15 protein-coding genes, 1 riboswitch and 1 other annotated feature are annotated in these 19,936 nt (G+C 52.4%); of the genes, 7 read left to right on the forward strand and 8 right to left on the reverse strand.

The genetic code is table 11. The annotated features are described in order from the left end of the window. Positions 1-40: 40 nt before the first annotated feature. The 3 genes from JMJ04_RS05505 to JMJ04_RS05515 all read right to left on the reverse strand — a co-directional run bounded on the left by JMJ04_RS05505 (position 41) and on the right by JMJ04_RS05515 (position 3,055). Positions 41-334: a GYD domain-containing protein gene (locus tag JMJ04_RS05505; RefSeq protein WP_201369536.1), complete on the reverse strand. Its 294-nt coding sequence runs from the start codon at positions 332-334 to the stop codon at positions 41-43. 181 nt (positions 335-515) lie between these two features. Beyond that, positions 516-1,967 (reverse strand): gamma-glutamylcyclotransferase family protein, encoded by a 1,452-nt coding sequence (locus JMJ04_RS05510; protein WP_201369537.1) that lies wholly within the window; start codon positions 1,965-1,967, stop codon positions 516-518. 167 nt (positions 1,968-2,134) lie between these two features. Further along, positions 2,135-3,055: an eIF2B alpha/beta/delta subunit family protein gene (locus tag JMJ04_RS05515; protein ID WP_201369538.1), complete on the reverse strand. Its 921-nt coding sequence runs from the start codon at positions 3,053-3,055 to the stop codon at positions 2,135-2,137. Between the two features lie 269 nt (positions 3,056-3,324). Between JMJ04_RS05515 and JMJ04_RS05520 the strand changes: the two genes are divergently transcribed. After that, on the forward strand, positions 3,325-4,503 hold the full coding sequence (locus JMJ04_RS05520) for a thiolase family protein (protein WP_201369539.1): 1,179 nt from the start codon (positions 3,325-3,327) through the stop codon (positions 4,501-4,503). Positions 4,504-4,759: 256 nt separating this feature from the next. After that, positions 4,760-5,089, forward strand: a complete 330-nt coding sequence (locus tag JMJ04_RS05525; RefSeq protein ID WP_201369540.1) for a DUF5522 domain-containing protein — start codon at positions 4,760-4,762, stop codon at positions 5,087-5,089. Positions 5,090-5,207: 118 nt separating this feature from the next. Here JMJ04_RS05525 and JMJ04_RS05530 read toward each other — a convergent pair whose 3' ends face one another. Next, a complete protein-coding gene (locus tag JMJ04_RS05530) occupies positions 5,208-6,224 on the reverse strand; it encodes a CHAP domain-containing protein (RefSeq protein ID WP_201369541.1) in 1,017 nt (338 codons plus the stop codon). 355 nt (positions 6,225-6,579) lie between these two features. On the opposite strand from JMJ04_RS05530, the gene JMJ04_RS05535 reads away from it, so the two are divergent. From JMJ04_RS05535 to JMJ04_RS05545, 3 genes are all read left to right on the forward strand, one after another. After that, positions 6,580-7,908, forward strand: coding sequence for a S53 family peptidase (locus JMJ04_RS05535; protein WP_201369542.1), 1,329 nt, complete (start codon positions 6,580-6,582; stop codon positions 7,906-7,908). 8 nt (positions 7,909-7,916) lie between these two features. Then, positions 7,917-9,245, forward strand: coding sequence for a S53 family peptidase (locus JMJ04_RS05540; protein WP_201369543.1), 1,329 nt, complete (start codon positions 7,917-7,919; stop codon positions 9,243-9,245). Positions 9,246-9,427: 182 nt separating this feature from the next. After that, positions 9,428-10,456: a DUF2207 family protein gene (locus JMJ04_RS05545; protein ID WP_201369544.1), complete on the forward strand. Its 1,029-nt coding sequence runs from the start codon at positions 9,428-9,430 to the stop codon at positions 10,454-10,456. A gap of 115 nt (positions 10,457-10,571) precedes the next feature. On the opposite strand, the gene asd is transcribed toward JMJ04_RS05545, so the two are convergent. The 4 genes from asd to metX all read right to left on the reverse strand — a co-directional run bounded on the left by asd (position 10,572) and on the right by metX (position 15,809). Beyond that, on the reverse strand, positions 10,572-11,654 hold the full coding sequence (gene asd, locus JMJ04_RS05550) for an aspartate-semialdehyde dehydrogenase (protein ID WP_201369545.1): 1,083 nt from the start codon (positions 11,652-11,654) through the stop codon (positions 10,572-10,574). Positions 11,655-11,681: 27 nt separating this feature from the next. Beyond that, positions 11,682-13,199, reverse strand: coding sequence for an aspartate kinase (locus tag JMJ04_RS05555; protein ID WP_236037926.1), 1,518 nt, complete (start codon positions 13,197-13,199; stop codon positions 11,682-11,684). Between the two features lie 102 nt (positions 13,200-13,301). Continuing rightward, complete coding sequence (locus tag JMJ04_RS05560; RefSeq protein ID WP_201369546.1) at positions 13,302-14,627, reverse strand: homocysteine synthase; 1,326 nt, start codon at positions 14,625-14,627, stop codon at positions 13,302-13,304. 36 nt (positions 14,628-14,663) lie between these two features. Continuing rightward, positions 14,664-15,809: a homoserine O-acetyltransferase MetX gene (gene metX / locus JMJ04_RS05565; RefSeq protein ID WP_201369547.1), complete on the reverse strand. Its 1,146-nt coding sequence runs from the start codon at positions 15,807-15,809 to the stop codon at positions 14,664-14,666. 171 nt (positions 15,810-15,980) lie between these two features. Beyond that, positions 15,981-16,266 (reverse strand) — a binding site (T-box leader). A 179-nt stretch (positions 16,267-16,445) separates the two neighbouring features. Further along, a riboswitch (SAM riboswitch) is annotated at positions 16,446-16,554 on the reverse strand. A 472-nt stretch (positions 16,555-17,026) separates the two neighbouring features. Here metX and JMJ04_RS05570 point away from each other — a divergent pair. Further along, the gene (locus JMJ04_RS05570; RefSeq protein WP_201369548.1) at positions 17,027-18,229 is read left to right on the forward strand and encodes a phosphotransferase; all 1,203 of its coding nucleotides are present in this window, start codon (positions 17,027-17,029) and stop codon (positions 18,227-18,229) included. A 461-nt stretch (positions 18,230-18,690) separates the two neighbouring features. Next, positions 18,691-19,935 (forward strand): aminoglycoside phosphotransferase family protein, encoded by a 1,245-nt coding sequence (locus JMJ04_RS05575; protein ID WP_201369549.1) that lies wholly within the window; start codon positions 18,691-18,693, stop codon positions 19,933-19,935. Position 19,936 lies beyond the last annotated feature (1 nt).

A 19,936-nucleotide genomic window follows, 5' to 3' on the forward strand; every position in this document is an offset into this window, starting at 1 on the left:
CATGCCAGCATGGACCCTACAAGCCTGGTGAAAAGTCTAACTAATAGAGGCCACGCACAATCTGTTCAAACTCCTCACGAGGGAAAGCCCGCATGGTTTGGGTGTGCATACTGCCCTGGGCAATGGTACCTAAGATAAGGCGCGTAGCGGTCTGATCATCTGGGACCTCGGTGATGACGATATAATCATACTGTCCCATCACGAGATAAAAACCAACAAGCCTCCCTCCGACCTCCCGCACAGCTGTCTCGAAGGCTTGGAGGCGCTCAGGGGCACTTCTGGCCTCCTGAAAACCTTGCTCAGTCAAATTCACCAGGCTAATATACGTGGGCATGCCGCTCCCTCCATGTGCATTGTTTACATACTAAAGCCCAAATAGAGTGAGAGCCATATTCGCCAAAACTATCTTCTACATGTTTCATTGTACTCCCCAATAGGCCATACAAACACAGGTACAACAAGACCAGTATTCCACGACCCAGCGGGAGCTATACGCGAACTCACCTTGGATCGCGCTACCGCAGACGCCTGGTGTGGAATAGCTTATACTCACACAAACCGGCCAGGGCCGCGCACAAAAACGCGATATCGGGATGCGTCGTCAACACTCCCTCAAACTGGAAGAGACCGCTATCCAGAAACAGATATACAAGGAGGCCCAACACAGCCCCAATAAATGGACGCGCAAACCAGGTAATAATTACGACCATAGAATCCTGGCGCATAGTGAGCAATGCCATCGAGCGCTGAGACAATCGGCCAAGCGAAATAAGGCAGCTTATACAGCCCCCCAACAGGCCATATACAAACACCAGCCAGGGAACCCCTAACAGGGTCGCATTATCGACAAGAAACGCGCTTCCCGGGCTAAAACCACGACAGAAGGCACAGAAAAGCACACCCAGAAAGAGCGCCGAGAGATACCAGGCAAAACCCACAAACCAGGATGCCATCTGCGGAGGCCGGGGCATTCTGACTTGCGAGGAGGGGGGTACCGAGGAATAGAGACTCGGCGATGTCACAGGGGAGGGGACGGTCTGTGAGTTGAGTTTTGTCACTGGGAGAGGCACACCCAGAAACGAGCGCTCAGATGGACGCTCTGGCATGCTCACTGGCGCCGCGAGTGGTAAGAGATAGGTATTGAGATAGGCTTCGGGTAGCTTCTGACGCTGTGCAATGGCGGCGACGCGCTGCACAAACGCCGCACCGACTGGGTGTGACGAGGGCGAAAATACACGCAGTTGCTGGCGCACCCGCTCGGTTGCAATATAGACAATGCAGGATACATCACGGCCACGATACGTCTCATGGACTGTCGCTTTGACTGGATGAAAGAGTTGATGAGGCGGAACGGCTCCATGGACCGCGTCCAAGAGCGAAGGCGCGCTGCTGCTACGCAGGGTCAGGCTCCGTGGAACACGATAGAGGACGCCCCAGACCTCGCTTTCTCTGCCAGAACCCGGAACGACTGTCGCGATGGTCCGGCTATTGCCTTCCCCATTATTCCCATCGCCAGGAGTCATACCAAAGAGAATATGATAGCCCTTGAGCACCGCGGGTCCATAGAGCAAGGCCTGCCCATTCAGTCCCTCTGGACTATTGAGCATCGTTGCATCCATTTCCAACGCATACTCAAAGAGCCAGACAAACTCCTGATTATCTTCCATAACCGATGCTGTTTGCTCATGTGCTCCAGGCACGGGTTGTGGGCTAAGAGGAGTTTGCTCATCCAGAGGAGCCATCTCTTCGGGAAGCGGAGGCGCTCCTGGCGCACTGGCGGGAAATAGTGACGAGAGAGGAAGCCCTGCAGGCAGTCTCTGCTCTGAAATAATAAAGCCAGGTCCGACCTTGAGCGGTCGTGGTGTATTACTACGAATAATCGAGATTGTCTCCGCATTCACTGGTTTGAGTTGATGTTCTTCCTGGGTAGCCTCGGCTTTCTCCGGCTGCTTTTGTGGGTTCTCCACAGCACTCTCCTTCATCCACATCCCCATCTCTACAAAGTGCATACTATAATTGCGCGATAAATACTTGCCAAAATAAGTGGCGCTCTGTATATCAGAATACAGCTATCTCCTTATTTTACCAAATAAATAGGACTACAGGAGTATCTGGAAAAGGTGCGTCATAAGCTCTATCTCTGCTCAAGCATATGGATGGCGTGCTGCGTCTCGTGAGCAATGCTGGCGATCTCTGGCACAGTTAAGCTACCACGCTCCGTCAGCCAGGCACGAACCAGCTTTGCAGGCGTCGCATCGAAGTAATAATTACGCACCGTCACCCCGATTGGAGGCTGATCCCAAACCTCGCTGGCCTCTTTCTCCTCCAACAAATGCGCGCTCTCCGCAAATTGCGCCAGGTCATCGCTCCAACGCCGGGACGAAATCTTCAGGGTTTCACATAACACATACAAAGGCACCTGGTACCCCTGAGCAGCCCAGGCCAGCAAAGCGGTTCCAGCCTTATTCAACACGGTGCCATCCGCCAGGAGGCTATCCGCACCAACCACCACACACTGGCATTGGGGGAGAAAAATCGCGGCCTGGGCGTCTGTTAGCAAGGTCACCTGAATGTTCGCCAGGGCCAGTTGCTGCGCCATCGTTCGGCCTTCATAGCGTGGACGCCCCTCCAGCACATAGACCTGCTCGACGCGCTCACGACATGCCTCCAACGCCTCAACCAGCGTATGCGAGAGGCTACACGTCAGGACATTTCCATGGAGAACTGGTCGTGCATGCTCTACAATCTGCTTGATAGCCGCGTCATATGCTTCCAGAAAGTCTGTCGCCTTCTGCGCGATAACCGCAACATCAGTCTCTGGCCCATGGGTAGAGCATAGGACACGGCTGACCGCGCTGGGCAAGGCCGACATCGCGGGCCGCGCACATGCCAGCCTGCGCCCCACCGCAAAGAGCGTCTCCACCTGTTGTTGCGGGTTTGCAGACTGCTCCATAGCCAGACTGCGCAGCAGGAGCACCGCTTCACGCACCAACCAGCGTGAGCCATGGTCCCGGTCTCTTACAATCTGTTCGGCTCGCTCAAAAAACTGTTGCATTGCTTCCTCCCGCTATGCTCACGGCAAATACACATAAATCCCTGTCTATCGGTCACCTCAGTATAGCAAACCAAACCTCATCTCCAGCAAAGTAGATCGCATTTGTGTTATTGTATATTTGAAGTCCAAGAAGCATTGCTCTCTCTTCTATGCATCTTATTTTTGCCCGTAGAGCGTACCATCATCCAGTCTCGCCCTTGCCATACACAAAAGCGTCGAAGGCTGGTTCGTTTTGTTCTGTGCAATGTAGCACACAGGAGGATGCGTTCATGACCATTCAGGCGTCGCGAGATGCAGTTATTGTTGAAGCCATCCGCACTCCCATTGGAAGACGCAATGGACAGCTCAAGGATTGGCACCCCGTTGATTTGCTGGGACATGTGCTTGCCTCACTCATCGAGCGCACCCGGCTCGATAGTTCACTTATTGAGGATGTCATTGTTGGCTGCGTTAGCCAGGTCGGAGAGCAAAGCTTGAATGTCGCACGTAACGCGGCGCTAGCGGCAGGCTTTCCCGAGAGTGTTCCTGGTACTACGGTCGATAGACAATGTGGCTCCAGCCAGCAGGCCATTCACTTCGCGGCCCAGGGCGTCATAAGCGGTGCCTATGATATCGTCATCGCGGGTGGTGTCGAATCCATGACCAGGGTACCTATGGGGTCCTCCAGCCAGGGACCAGGAGCGCCCTTTGGGCCCCAGATGAAAGCGCGCTATGATAATAAGCTCGTTCACCAGGGCATTAGCGCCGACCTGATTGCGCAAAAATGGGAGCTTTCGCGCGCAGAGCTAGATGCGTATAGTCTTGAAAGCCATCGGAGAGCGGCACGAGCCACAGCCGAAGGCTACTTCACTTCACAGATCGTCCCGGTACCCATGCACCAGGCCGATGACACAGCCGCTCTTTTTAGCAAGGATGAAGGCATTCGCGCCGATACCAGCCTGGAGAAACTGGCGAGCTTACAGCCAGCCTTCCAGACCGATGGACGTATCACCGCGGGAAACTCCTCCCAGATTAGCGATGGCGCCTCCGCCGTCCTCATCATGGAACGTAGTGTGGCCGAGCGCCTGGGTTATACGCCACGCGCGCGCTTCGTTGCCTTCTCCCTCGCGGGCGACAACCCCATCTACATGCTTACCGCGCCCATTCCCGCCACGCGTAAAGTGCTGGCGAAAGCCAACCTGACCCTGGATGAGATGGACCTGGTAGAAATTAATGAGGCCTTTGCCAGCGTTGTCCTGGCATGGCAACGCGAGACCGGGGCTAGCCTGGATCAGGTCAATGTCAATGGAGGTGCGATTGCCGTAGGCCATCCCCTGGGAGCCTCAGGTGCGCGCCTGACCACCGTCTTGCTGCACGAGTTAGAGCGCCGCCAGGGTCGTTATGGTCTCCAGACGATCTGCGAGGGTGGCGGGATGGCCAACGCCATGATCATTGAACGCCTCTCCTGATCCCCTTCCCAATAAGGAAATAAGATGTGTGGTGGTCTGCTGGCCGGATCCAGCAGACCACCACACATCTTATTTCCTGCGTGTTGCAGGCGCGAAGACGCGCCAAAAAAAGAGGCATTCATACCTCCTAGAATTAATAGACTCTGGCGCATCCTGGTTGTAGATCGGTGTTACAATACGAAGCAACGACGCATGGTGCCACGCATATGAAGCGATTGACACTTGAGCAGACTGATAGACAAGGATAGACGCGCCCATGGCCACATATAATACCGATGACTGGATCGTTACAGAGGAAGGTTTATATATTGCGACACGCGATTTTTTGATCCGTCGCGGCTATTGCTGCGCGAGTCGTTGTCGCAACTGCCCGTATATCAACTGGCGCGAAGATCCTACCTGGAAACCCATCCCAGCAGAACACGTTCGCCGTATGCGCGTCGCCCCACGATCCCTGGCCGCTGCTCGCTTCCTTCTCAAACAACATGAGGCTGCCCTGGCACGAGACCCGGAAACCAACATCAAATACCATCAACGCATGGTCGCCCACTATCGCGGCCTACTAGAGCACTGGCAGGAACGATGAGAATTGGGGAGAAGGTGTGCAGTGTGCTGGCAGCCACAGGCTGCCAGCACACTGCACACCTTCTCCCCAGGCGAGCACCACAGGTGCGAGAGGTCAGGGCAAAAACATATATATGAGATTACTTTAAGGTGATGAAAGAGACACCTGAGCCAGGATAGGAGAAATCCCAGTAGGAGAGAATGCCAAAGCCACCACCGTTAGCGTACCAGTTATAGTTACTGGTATGCACCGTTCCATTGGCATTTATCGACTCAACGATTGCGACGTGGCCATAACCGCCCGCCCCTTGTACGTTGGGTTGTAGGACGATAATGGCGCCAACAGTTGGCATAGAAGAGACCTTCCAACCATAGGCGCTAGCCTGGCCAGCCCACTCCCAGGCATTACCATACCAGGGCACCCAGACATTATGCAACTGGTGAAAGCGGTAGGCTGCCCAATAGGTACACTGACCCTGGAAGAAGTGATTACTTGTGCTATCTCCAAGCGTTGGACCCGTGTTGGTCACGCCAGCATATGTTGTGTTTCCCGGATCAAAGCCATCCTGAGTTACCGCTGTAGCTGTAGCCGCCTGCGCAGGCAACGAGGCACTATTGTCGCCTTTATTATCAAAGAGATTACTCAAGGATTTGGCAATGCCATTCGGACCTATCTGTGCGGGAGCCTGAGTCGCACTGACCGCCAATAGGGTACCTGCCATAATACAAATTAACAGCGCGGTGACTGCGATATGCACCACCATGCGCCTCCCCTTAGGGGGTCGCATACCAGTTGAAGGCTTGCCAGAACCCGCGATGACGACCGGGACGCGCAGGGCCGTAGTATTGCTCTTGGTGACCGGAAACTGGCCAGTCCTGCTCTGCACATCAAGAGAGAGCTGACGCGTCGCGCGAGGATTGGCACCTGTATCAAATAAGGCACCGCTAGCTTGTGGAGTAGGCATAGACCCAGTCTGAAAATAGGGAGCCTCACCGGGTGCAAAGAAGTCTCTGGAATACGCATCTGTTGAAGCGGGACGCTCGGGGAAAGCGGCTTGCTCTACATACGGTTCATTCCTTGCGCTGTTTGACAAGAATGAGCTGTTATCGTTGCGCTGCTGCGTAAACTTCTCTGATTTCTGATCCGTAGACGACATACAATATTTCCTTCACTCTTCAAAACGCGCTGTTTTTCCATTACCCAACATCCCAGCACTTCAGCATCTTTTTTGACTTTACCCGAGTATCTCCATAAGGGTCAAGTTGACTTCGTATATGTAGGCATATAGTCCTAATATTTGTTAGCTCCTCAACCATAAGCCAAAACTCAGCAAATACATGAAAATCCTCTAAAAAAACGCTTATAGAAATACAGATAGAGCCACAAGAGAGGGAAGCGCGCTGAGGGCGGGTCAAGCTAAAGATTGTAGGATATAATAAGAGGGGTGGTCAATTTTTTTATACGTGGCAAGGTTTTCAGGAAGTGAGTACTCAAAAACAATGATTTCCCGCGTGCGTCGCTACATACTGTTCTTGTTTCTCGTCTTCTTATTAGCAGCATGTACAACTGCTGGTTTCTCAAAAAGTATGGATGGAGGGACCGCGACAGCCAGTTCTCAGCCATCAGCGGTACCAGGCTTTGTAGACCAGGTCATCACTACCTGTCCGGCAGAGCTTGCAAACTATCAGGGATGCCATACCCCCTATACCCTTCGCCAGGCATATGATATAGAATCTCTTACCAAACAGGGATTCACCGGAAAAGGTCAGACAGTTGTGGTTATTGTCTCCTTTGGCAGTCCCACGCTACAAAAAGACCTGGATGCGTTCAGCCGGCAATTTGGGCTCCCCCAATCCCGTGTGCAAATCCTCTCACCACTAGGAACCGTGCCGTTCAACACACAGGACTCTGATATGGTGGGTTGGGCAACTGAAACAACCCTGGATGTGCAGCTCATCCATGCTATGGCCCCCGAGGCCAATATCGTCGTGATGACAAGTCCGGTGAGTGAGACGCAGGGCGTGCAAGGACTGCCCGAGTTTAAGCAGCTCGAAGAGTACGCGGTCAATCATCACCTGGGGCAGATATTTTCTCAGAGCTGGGCCGCATCTGAGGCTACTCTTGCCGACCAGGCTGGGCAGCAGCTCATCAAAAGCTACGCAGACTTTTATAAACAAACAACCCTGCAAGATCACTGGACGATCTTTGTGGGGACGGGCGATCAGGGCGCGACCGATTTCGCGGACCTGAACTCAACAAAGCTCGTTAATGCACGCAATGTGACCTTTCCCGCCGACGTTCCCTGGGTAACGGCTGTGGGGGGAACAACCCTTGCCAGCAGTCAAGGGGCAACTATAGAGCACGCCTGGTCTGGAAGCGGGGGCGGCTTTAGCAAGTTTTTCGCGCAACCAGACTATCAGAAAGCCCTGCCTTCATCCGTACAGGCGCAATCCGGTGGACAGCGCGGGCTGCCTGATGTCTCTGCGAATGCCGATCCCTCCACAGGCATGAGCTTCTATTATAACGGGAACTGGTCGCTAACGGGTGGAACCAGCGCGAGCACACCAACGTGGGCAGGACTGATGGCCATCGCTAATCAGCTCGCGGGCCATCCCCTCGGCTTCATCAACCCAACGCTTTATAGCCTGGCTCAGGGGGCGGGAGAGCAACAAAACTTTCATGATGTGACAATTGGATACAATAACAACCAGAGTACCAAAGGTGGAGAGACGGTAAACGTCAAGGGCTTTCAAGCGGTCCCCGGCTGGGACGCGGTCACAGGACTGGGTACTCCAAAGGGTTCTTCTCTGCTTCGCAATCTGGCCGCGGCCACAAAATAGGAGGAGTCATGCGACTATCTAAACTACGAGGCGCCTGCATATTACTGCTTTTAAGCTTCATGCTACTCTCCTGTGAGTATCCCGTAAGCACCACAGGTACATCGAATTCAGGGCAGGGCGATACCTCCGCCACGGGGAAAAATCGCTTCACCGACGTGAGTACAACCTGTCCCAAACCACTTGAGCGCATCTCAAGCTGCCTGACGCCCTATAGCATGCGCCAGGTCTACGGCATCCAATCCCTGATCGATCAGGGCTTCACGGGAAAAGGGCAGACGGTTATTGATATCGTCTCCTTCGGCAGCCCTACTTTGAAGGCAGACATGGATGTTTTCGACAAAACGTTTGGCCTCCCACCCGTCAATCTCGAGGTCATTGCGCCTCTTAATGTACCCGAGAAGGATCCCCACGGTGATAAAGATGGCTGGGGCGATGAGACCACCCTGGATGTACAGATTATCCATGCCATGGCTCCCGAAGCCAAAATCGTCGTTTTGGTGAGTCCGGTAGCCGAGACCGAGGGCACCTTTGGCCTACCCGAGTTCCGGGCACTTGAGCAATATGTGATGGACCATAACCTTGGTTCTATTGTCTCCCAGAGCTGGGGCGCCTCCGAATTAACGCTCAAGGACAGTGCAAGCCAGCAAGAACTTCAACAATGGGATACCCTCTTACAAAAGGGAACCACTAAGATGGGCATCACTTACTTTAACTCCTCTGGCGACCAGGGCGCGACCGACTACGCGGACGATAACAAGAAGATGGGCAACGTGCCCGCGACCAGTTTTGCTGCCTCCTCTCCCTGGGTAACCGCCGTGGGAGGAACAACCGTCAACCGCAAAGCTGGCAATACATCCGGAGCAAACGAGCAAGCCTGGAGTGGGAGTGGAGGCGGCTTCAGCCTCTTCTTTAAAACCCCCGATTTTCAGCAGGGCTTGTCAGCCAGTATTCAGCAGCAGCTACAAGGACGTCGTGGTGTTCCCGATGTCTCAGGCGATGCTGATCCCTATAGTGGCCTGGCCTTCTACCGCAAGGGCAACTGGAATATGGCTGGAGGCACCAGCGCCAGTGCGCCTCTCTGGGCCGCAATCATGGCGCTCGCCAACCAGGCTGCGGGTCACCCGCTGGGCTTTATCAACCCGACGCTGTATAAGCTGGCGGCAACCGATCAGTATGACCACCTCTTCAATGATGTCATCCTGGGCGACAATACCAATCAGGGCGCCCGTGTCCGAGGCTATCCTGCCATCAAGGGCTGGGATCCCGTCACCGGCCTGGGCACACCCAAAGCCGATAAACTGGTTCCCGCACTCGTTAAGGCCATGAAAACTTCATAGTGACAAACCATTCACATCCTTGCCGATGTCAGTAAAGAAGAGTGTGCTGAGGTGGCTGGGCAGATGCCCAGCCACCTCAGCACACTCTTCTTTCGCACCTTAAAGCACGCTTGCACTTTAGAACTATGCACGCTATGCTACTCAAAAAAGCACGTATTCACTACCACTATTAGGGAAAAAGAATGACAACAAACGCTCTCTGGACACCCATGCTTCTACTGGGCGGCCTGGTCGCCCTGCTTGGCTCGGTGCTGGTTGGTTTCCTGGGCTGGAAATATCGCCGTCGCACCTCGTTGAGTAGCTCTACTCTTACCGAGCCACCCAGGGACCTCTCGCCCGCGCTCAGTGGGATGCTGCTGGCAGTCAATCCCAATCCAGGCTGGAAGCAGGTGCTTGCCACGCTTTTTGACCTGGCGCAGAAAGGGGCGCTCCGTTTTGCCGAAGTTCCTCCACCCAAATCTACACAGTATAAAATGTTTGCGCTCAGGAAACAGCCCTACGCAGGCGCACTCTCCGCCTCGGAACGGGGACTCCTTAACGTGCTCTTCGGCATAGAACAAACCGAGCTACCACTCAGCGAACTCTCGAAAGTGTATAAACGCCAGGCTGACGCATTCACCACGCCGCTACGAGCTGAGCTACAGGCGCACGGCTTCCTCGACCCCGTACGCCAGCAGATACGCCAGCGCTTCGGGCGCGGGAGCCTGGTGCTCTTCTTGCTCTCCCTGGTAGGTATTATCGCCAGTTTGCTTGTAGGTTCAACTTCTGTCATCTGGCCAATTGTTTTTCCCGCCCTGAGCCTGCTTGCCGTCAGCACGCTATCATTCTTCATTATGTTGTATTATTCTCCCCTGAGCGATCGAGGGGCCGAGGCCGCGCAGGCCAGCCGCAGTTTTAGCGATTACTTGCTTGCCATAAGCACGAAGGCACATATGAACGTAGAGCCTGGCCTCTTTGACCGCTACCTGCCCTATGCTACCAGCTATGGCTTACTGCGCCAGTGGGTACGCTGCTCCCAACGGCAGGAGCCAGCATCCATCCCAGCCTGGTTTATGCACTTTGAAACAGAGCGGGCAGAGAGCTTCAACGCCTTTACCACCGTTATGGTCGCGGCACACACAACAGGGAGCACCGGGGGCGGGACGAGCGGCTATACTGGGGCAACAACCAATAGAAGAATAACAGATAGAGGTACCAGTAAAGCCAGCTAGGTTGCTAGCTGGCTTTATAAACGGCACGATAAGTAAATTGTAGGGTCCAAGCTGGCTTGGACTTTCTCGTGGCGGATAGCAAAGACCATGCAAGCATGGCCCCTACAGCTGAGCGTTAGAGATCGGCCAGAAGTCCCTGTGCATAGCAGAGTTCCGCGTTTAACACGGAGCCTCCAGCCGCGCCACGAATGGTGTTGTGTCCCAGCACCACGAATTTATAGCTAAAAATCGGGCAGGGACGGAGTCGACCCAGAACCGCGCTCATCCCCTTACCAGCGTCGCGATCACGCACTGTCTGGGGACGGTCAACCTCGCGCCGATAGATCAGCGCCTGCTCAGGAGCACTTGGGAGACCCAGCTGCTGTGGCAGGGGGCGATAGCCTTCCCAGACCGCGATAATCTCTTCAGGGCTTGCCTCGCGCTCCAGTTCGACGCTCGCGCACTCCAGGTGGCCCTCGCGTGTAGAGACACGCGTACAATGCGCACTCACGGCCAGAGGAGCATCGACAAAGCCCTGGCCTTCCTGCCAGGAGCCAAGCATCTTCCGAGTCTCGCTCTCCAATTTCTCCTCCTCGCCACCAATATAGGGGATGACGTTATCGAGGATGTCATAGGAGGGCAGGCCAGGATAGCCTGCACCTGAGATGGCCTGCAAGGTTGTCAGGAGCACCTTACGCACACCAAAGGCCTCCTGCAATGGCTTTAGAGCCATGACCAAGGGGGTCGCTGAGCAGTTGGCATTGGTAATAATAAAGCCAGGCCAACCACGCTCCTTGCGCTGGAAGGCGATAGCCGCGATATGATCCGCATTTACCTCAGGGATGAGCAGAGGTACATCGGGAGCCATGCGATGGTTCTTAGCATTACTAAAGACCGCCACGCCTGCGCGGGCAAAGGCCTCCTCAATATCACCTGCGACCTCGCCGGGCAGGGCTGAGAACACAACCTTGACGCCTGGTAACGCCTCAGGACGACAGGCCACCACTGGTAGGGACGCGACCTCAACTGGCATCTCGCTATTGGGCAGACGCCAGCGCGTGGCTTCACTATAGGCACGTCCACCATGCTGCTCAGAGGCCGCCAGGGCCACCAGTTCAAACCAGGGATGCCCCTGAAGCAGATCAATAAAACGCTGTCCAACCATTCCAGTCGCTCCCAAAACCGCGACCGGGATACGCTTGTAAGTCTGTGTAACCATAATTGATTTCCTAAACCAGAGCGCGCTTTAAGCGCGAGACGCCGAGGTAGTAAGCGATGACGCTTTCGTGGTAGGCTGCTCATGGCGCACCAGGGGAATAACGGGCGCAATCAGCTCGCGATGCAAGCTGCGCAACGCGCGCACACTGGCACTGTTCTCCACAATAAGCGTGATCCCCTGCTCAGAAGAACCTTGAGCAATGACCAGGATGCGCTCATGTGCAAGCGCGGCAACGGCATGAGCGGGACTCATTGGATCCGAGACAAAGCCTGACCCGATACAGGCACAGGCAGCCAGGGCACGCCGACAACGCACCAGCCAATCACCCATATCATGCTGTAGAGCCGCGATAATAGAATCCGCTGCCTGCTCCTCCACGACAAACGAGAGGTGGTGACCCGAGGATGAACAAATAGCGATAGGCGCTGCCCCCACGCGTGCGGCAAGCTCAAAGACCTGGCCTGCATTCTCTGGCGCGCCAAACAGATTCGTGCTCTCCATCGTAATTAATGCCAGGTTGCGGCGGACGGTAATCGCTCGCGCCCCACTTAAGCCATTGACGCCATTCACCACTGGCCCAACCACCGTACCACGCAGATGCGGGCGAAACGTGTTGCGTACCCGCACCGGAATGTTACGCGGGGCCACCGGAATCAAGGTGCGAGGGTGTAGCACCTTGGCACCAAACCAGGAGAGGCGAGCCGCCTCAGCATAGCTCAAGTGCGGCAGTAAACGCGCGTTCGCGATCAAACGGGGATCCGTTGTCAGTACACCATCCACATCGGTATAGATCGTGACCTCCTGGCAATCAAGGGCCGCCCCGATAACCGTCGCCGAGTAATCCGAGCCATTGCGCCCAAGCGTTGTAACATAGCCTGTGAGGGTCCGGCCAAGGAAACCGCAGGCAATGGGGGTCACCCCCTCCGCAAGCAAGGGATCAATCAGGGCATGCGCATTTTCAGCGGTCTCTCTCGGCAAGGGTTCGGCACCCACAACGACTCCAAAGGGCTGAGTGCCATCATTAAGTTGAGGAGGGGTGGTAATAATAATCTCTTTCTGGATAGCCTGCACAGCTGTTCCCAGGTCGCGCACAGCCGCGGCAACCAGCAAAACGGAGAGACGTTCGCCATAGGACGCAACAGCCGCGGTACGTAGCGTGACATCTTGCCCCTGCTGGGCAACGAGTTGGAGCGCCTTCACATCTCGCTCCAGAGCTTCAAGAGTCGAAAGCAGGTTACCCAGGAGTTGAGCCTGGTGCTCGCGCTGCTCCACCACTTCGGCGGCAGCGTCAAAATGCTTCTGCTTTAACTGCTTTAGCTCACGCGCGCACTCCTCATTCGTGCCAGTACAGGCATAGCGGGCCAGGCGGAGCAACTGATCGGTCACACCTGACATCGCCGAGACCACCACAACAGGCGTGGGGCTATCCTTGCCACTGCGCGCTTCGACGACATGATCCGCCACAATCTTCGCTACCTGCCGAATACGCTCACCATTGCCAACAGAGGTTCCACCAAACTTGAGAACACAAACCGCGTGTTGCATTTTCTTTACCGTCCCTCAAACAAGGCATCCTGCCGCCCTTCATGAGCGGGAGGCTAACCCCTTAACCGTGGAGTAGTCTTCCCGCTCACGAAGCCTCATCTGCTATACATTTGACAATTCTTCAACGCCGCTCACAGCCGCTTTTAGCGCCTGGTCCAGATCGCCAATCAGATCCTCAACCGTCTCAATACCAATCGAGAGGCGAATGAAATCTGGCGTGACACCCGCTGAAATCTGCTCATCAGGCGTCAACTGTGCATGCGTGGTGCTGGCGGGATGAATAATCAGTGACTTGGAATCGCCCACATTCGCCAGGTGCGAGAAGAGTTCGATATGCTGAATCAGGCGCTTGCCTGCTTCAACACCGCCTTTAATGCCAAAGCCAAGGATCGCTCCATACCCATGAGTGAAGTATTTCTTCGCCAGTTCATGCTGTGGATGATCTGGCAAGCCCGGATAGCTCACCCAGCTTACAGCAGGATGCGACTGCAGGAACTCCGCGATGCGCAGCGCGTTCTGGCTATGGCGCTCCATGCGCAGGGCCAGCGTCTCCAGGCCTTGCAGGAAGAGCCAGGAGTTAAACGGCGTTGTTGCCGCACCCAGGTCACGAAGTAGCTGTACACGTGCCTTGAGGATATAAGCCAGGGGTCCAAACGCCTCCGCATAGCGCAGGCCATGATAAGAGGGATCAGGCTCAACCAGTCCAGGGAAGCGTCCGCTCCCCGCCCAGTCAAATTTACCGCTATCGACAATAATGCCGCCGATGGAGGTACCATGTCCATTGATAAACTTGGTCGCTGAATGGATCACAATATCCGCCCCATGCTTGATCGGCTGGACCAGGTAGGGCGTTGCCAGCGTATTGTCGACAATCAGCGGCAGGCCATGCTCATGGGCAATCGCGGCCACGGCGCTAATATCCAATGTATCCAGGCGGGGATTTCCCACGGTCTCCGCGAAAATAGCCTTAGTACGCGCGTTAATGGCCGCGCGGAAGTTCTCAGGATTACGACTATCGACAAAATGCGTAGTAATACCCAGCTTGGGTAGGGTGTAGTGCAGCAGGTTGTATGTCCCACCATACAGACTTGCGGACGATACAATTTCATCACCAGCGCCCGCGATATTGAGAATCGCCAATGTTTCGGCCGCCTGGCCCGAAGAGGTTGCAAGCGCGCCCACGCCGCCTTCCAGCGCCGCCACACGGCGCTCAAAGGCATCCTGAGTGGGGTTCATAATACGGGTATAGATATTGCCAAACTGTTTGAGGGCAAAGAGATTGGCGGCATGTTCAGGGCTGTCAAAGACATACGAGCTTGTCTGATAGATTGGGACCGCGCGGGCATTCGTTGCTTTGTCCGCGGTCTCCTGACCTGCATGAAGCGACAGTGTCTCAAAACCATACTCACGATCACTGTTCAAAGCCATGATAGTCGTACTCCTTAGAAGCTGTTAGCCAAACGTTTAAAGCTGCTGTAATGCCACAGTCATTTGTGCCCACTCTTTCAAGAAGGCATCGTGTCCATGAGGTGAATTTAATTCAATATATGTTGCATTCCCACCAAGCTGGCGCACTCTCTCAGCAAGCGTCCGCACATGCCTGGCCGGGAAGAGAAAATCAGAATTAATACCAATAAATAACGCCTTGCTACGAATGCGCGCCAGGGCTGCATCCAGTGAGGAGAAGCCCTCACTGATATCAAAGAGATCCATCGCCCGGCTCAGGTAGAGATAGCTATTAGCATCAAAGCGCTGCACCAGGGACTCACCCTGATGGTAGAGGTAGTTCTCGACATCGAAGCGTCCACCCAGGTCGGGATGGGCTGTCGGTGATGTTACCTCTTCTCTGCGAGCTGCATGCCGCCCAAAGCGCTGCTCCATCGATTCCTCGCTCTGGTAGGTAATCATCGCCAGCATACGGGCGATGCTCAAGCCGGTAGCGGGACCGCGACCAGGAGCATAGTCGCCGCAGTTCCATTGTGGGTCCGCCATAATGGCCTGGCGCGCCACCTCGTTAAAGGCGATTCCCTGGGCAGTAAGGCTGCCAGAGGCCGCAATGACGGCCACACGCTGCACCATTTCTGGATACAACACAGCCCAGGCCAGGGCTTGCTGCCCACCAATCGAACCGCCATACACGGCAGCCAGTTGACGCACCCCCAGGTGCTCCACCAGGGCATGCTGCGCGCGCACCATGTCATGAATAGTAATAATCGGGAAACGCATACCATAAGGATGTTCAGTACGAGGATCAACCGAGGCTGGTCCAGTACTTCCACTACAACCGCCCAGTACGTTGGAACAGATCACAAAATAGCGATTGGTATCAATGGGGCGTCCCGGACCGATCAAGGGGTTCCACCATGCGGTCTTGGTATCATCAGGATGCTCGCTATCATGGGCATGAGTGTCCCCTGTCAGGGCGTGGGTCACGAGAATAGCGTTGGTTCCCAGAGCGTTTAACGTCCCCCAGGTCTCATATGCCACGGTGATTGGTCCCAGGAGTCCCCCACGCTGCAAGGACAAACGATCCAGGGTATAGGTGCCGGTGCTCTGTTCTTCACGAATTGGAGTCAAAACCCTTTTGGTATAGTTTATCTGTGCTACCATTCATGCGCTCCTTCTTCTGGTTGCCAGCTGTCACTTGCGTCCTTGCTTGCTATCACTTAAGCGAGAACGCCCATGCCACAACACTACACTTATTCTGACTTTATGCAGCAGAAACACTGTATTCATATGCTATACCCGAAGGGTGAAGGATAAAAAAACACCCTCACCCACTCCAGGGGCGAGGGTAAACGTCTTCGCGGTACCACCCTGATTTGTCAACGCTTCACAGCGTCAACCTCGACGAGTGCCATAGAATCCACGATAACATTTGTGGGGCACTCTGGCTGATAACGTAGCCACACGGCTCGATCTACTCGGTACTGCGCAGTTTGTGCGCAACCTTTTCAATCTGCGACTCCGAGGTCATATTCAATGCTGGAATGGCGCTGACCTTCTCATCATCGTCAACTCGCTGTAGCCACCCATAACATTTACTCGTCCTCTTCTTCGTCTTTCCTACCAGTTTTCACACGGTGTTGAGAGAGCTTCATAAGCTGCTTTTTCTATGTTCTTATTCCGAAACCCAACGTCGCTCTCGCGACTAGCGCTTCCGCGCTCAGGGTTTCGGAGAAGCAGTACGCCCTATTTTTGGGTAACAAAAAACCCCTCTTCAGGGGCTTCGCTACCTCGCTACTCCCCTCATCTTGCAAAGCAAAGCTTTGCCGGAATTGGCACCCTTCGTGCGACATTGCAGCGGGTTGCCGGGCTTCACAGGGCCGTATCCCTCCACCTCTCTGGATGAGTGCAGTTCTTCATATAACTGCGTGTATAGATTGTACAAATGTGCGATTGTGTTTCTAAACTTGTTACCCATAAGTATAGACAACCTGGAAATCATTTGTCAAGGCCAAAACACAGCGATTTTCCCTTTCGTCAAACAATATTGTTGAGTAAACAATCCAGCCTCTCCTTAAAAGCAACTGAATAGGCGTATATAGCGCAATAAAGTCTCTTCTCTATCCGCTTATTTGTTTATCTTTACAAGTTTTTTGCAGAAACATTATCAGCTTTATTATCTCTTATACGTTAAAAACATAAAAAACTATCCTGACATTTCAGGCATCTATTGCATTAACAATAAATATCTGGTACATTAGATACTGAAAAGCTATCTGCTAAGCGCTCGTTGTAGTTGCTGATACGCCAGCGATCAACAAAGTGTTCCTTAGCCAGGTTTAAAAGCCTATATTTGTTGGACACGAAAGGGCTCAGTATCTATGCGTTCAACCTCCATAAGCGAAGAGTTCGCTATCCCTCCAAACGCAGAATCTTTCTTTGGATCAGCCAATATCCACCCTCACATTACAGCCAATCACCTGTTGCCTCAAGATATTCAGGGGCATGTCCGGGGACGACATACCATTACGCACACCTTGCGTTCACAAGCCACCCTCATTCTCTTTGTCGAGTCGCAAGACATGACAGTTCCCCTCTGCCTTAAACTCTGGCACGCCTTCGAAAACGATATCTATGTAACCAGTGATATCGACACTTGCAACGCTTATACGCTTAATGGATTCGCCTTCAACCGGCGCCATGCCCCTGGCGTCTACCTCGGGATTGCCCCCATCTACCATTTTCAGGATCAGCAGTCAATTGAACTAGGGGAACTACTTACGCATCCTCAGCCAGAGCAGTTGGAGAAAGGGATACTCTATGCCCTGGTCATGAAGCGTCTCCCCCAGAACTGGCGCCTCGACAATCAGATTCACAGGGGCAACTTTGGTAGCAGGGAGGATATGCACTTTCTGGCCACCACCATCGCCCACATGCACCAGCATCTTGAGCCCACCCCTCCTCATTTAAGCAAGTTTGATATTCTGCAAGAGAAGTGGGAATTAAATAAAAGTTTCTTTAATGAAGCCATTGCCCACCTCCACCATCTCTTTCCTGCACACGACTTTACAACGCCTCAACGCATGATCCTCGATACGATGGAGACCTATCTCCACAAACATAGTGCACATTTTCAGCAACGCCTGATCTTTACCAGGCGCTGTCATGGAGATCTTAAAGTCAATAATCTCTGGCTTACCCATACCCCGCCACGCCAGGCACAGCACCTCTTAGCCCTCGATTGCATCGACTTCAAAGACGAATTTGCCCACATCGACCCAATGAGCGATGTCGCCATGCTCGCCATGGATCTTGAAGCCCATCTTACAGCCCGCTGGCAGCATGGACAGACGCTCAAGGATACGCCAGAACAACTAGTTGACCTGTTCTTAACATGTTATCTCAACCGCATCACAAGCAATTATAGTTATCATCACTGGCAATGGTACATTATAGAAAAAGCAATTATATGCACATATGTAAATATTTTTGCTGACAAACGTATACAGGAGGGGCTTGGTTATTTAGCAATTGCTGCTATATATGCAGATAGGCTTCAAAAAATTTTTGCTGAAACACGATAAGCGCTTTTTAAGCATCACAGATAGCAAGAATAAGTTTAGCCTTACATTTACACAACAAAGCGCATAAAGAACGAGCAAATTACTAGAACACACGATCTTTTTAGATCTTGCTATCAAAAGAGCAGATTTGAAATATGCGGTGCAACCACACATATGTACCAGTTGGCTTATTTATATTCTTTACATTCGCTATACTATACTCAGGAATTGCGGAAACAATCTTATGTCTTTGTATTACAATGTCAAATTTCAGCTGTACGTCAGTTTGAAATATCTTCTCACTCACGGCCAAGGTGTTAAGTAAGATCAACACTGTCTTAACACTCATGTCGTGGGTTCAACTCTTTAGCCAAACAAATGACGCTAGATTGATCCGTGAGTCCTATCAACATAAATTGGAAGGGAATGCACATTCATCACCTCAAATTAATCATTGAGTTTTAATGTGCCATAATATACAGATGGCTGGCCCACATACTATTACTAAACATAATCTAGCAAGGAAAAATACTTCAGTACGTCTGCAACGTAGGCGTAATCCCCAAGTTGAAATACAGAATAAAGAGCCTTATGTAGAGGGAAAATACTTCATTTACAAAAGATATGAATCTTCAGCCACGTCAGTCTTATTTCTTCAATCAGAGCAGGGAAAGAAATGCTTTTTCTGCGCAAAAACCTGGCTCCCTTGCACCAATGAGGTATATCTCACAAACACCCTAGACAAACGCCGTCAATATACTATCGAGGGCTTGGCATATAATCGCCAGTTTGCCCACAACATTTATTTGGGAATTGCACCAATTACCCAACAAGATAATAAGACAATTACGCTAGGTAAACTCATAAAACATCCAGATTCTACAAACATTGATTTATCAGCAGAATATGTCACTATAATGAAAGAACTAAAGCAATCCAGTCGCTTAGATTTACAACTTCAACGAAGGAACTCTGAAACAAACATAGGACTCCAGCGCCTTGCCATCCAGATAGCTCGAATGCATAAAGGCTTAACTACGCCATTACAAAATCAAAATATCTTAGAAACAACTAAAAAAAAATGGCATTTAAATCAACAATGCTTGCATAGAGCTATAAAAAAATCATTCCCTCCTTTCCTGGCCATTCTTCTTTATTACATTTTTTATATACTAATGTCTTTTATGCATAAAACATGCAGCAAGGATATTCAACAACGCCAAGGCAAAGTAAAACGCTGTCATGGTGACCTGAAGACCAATAATATTTGGATTGTGGGGAAGCAGTTTAATGCTCTTGACTGTGTTGACTTTCAACCTGATTTTTGCAATATTGATACGCTGAGCGATGTTGCAATGCTAACTATGGATTTAGAAGTTCAGCTGTCTCAGCAATCCAACTTATCAAAAAGAGAGGTTCGGTCTCTCCTTAACACTTTTATAGAAGTATATCTCAACGCAATGGGAGAAAATAATGCACCTTCTCGCCTTTTATTAGAGTATTACCTTACAGAAAAGGCCATAGTCTGCGCATATATGTGCATCCTCTTTGATAGCGAATACGATGCCAACTTACTGGAACAAGGAAAAAAATATCTTAAGACAGCCCTATCCCATGCAGGTTTGCTTTTCATATGCATAGCCAAAAAACCGTTAAAGCAGCTTGCATCTATAACATGGTTCAACATTTTGAACAAATCATTGGCACATTCTGCTCATATGTCATAAG

Source organism: Ktedonobacter robiniae (assembly GCF_016587375.1).
GTDB classification, from domain to species: Bacteria; Chloroflexota; Ktedonobacteria; order Ktedonobacterales; family Ktedonobacteraceae; genus Ktedonobacter; species Ktedonobacter robiniae.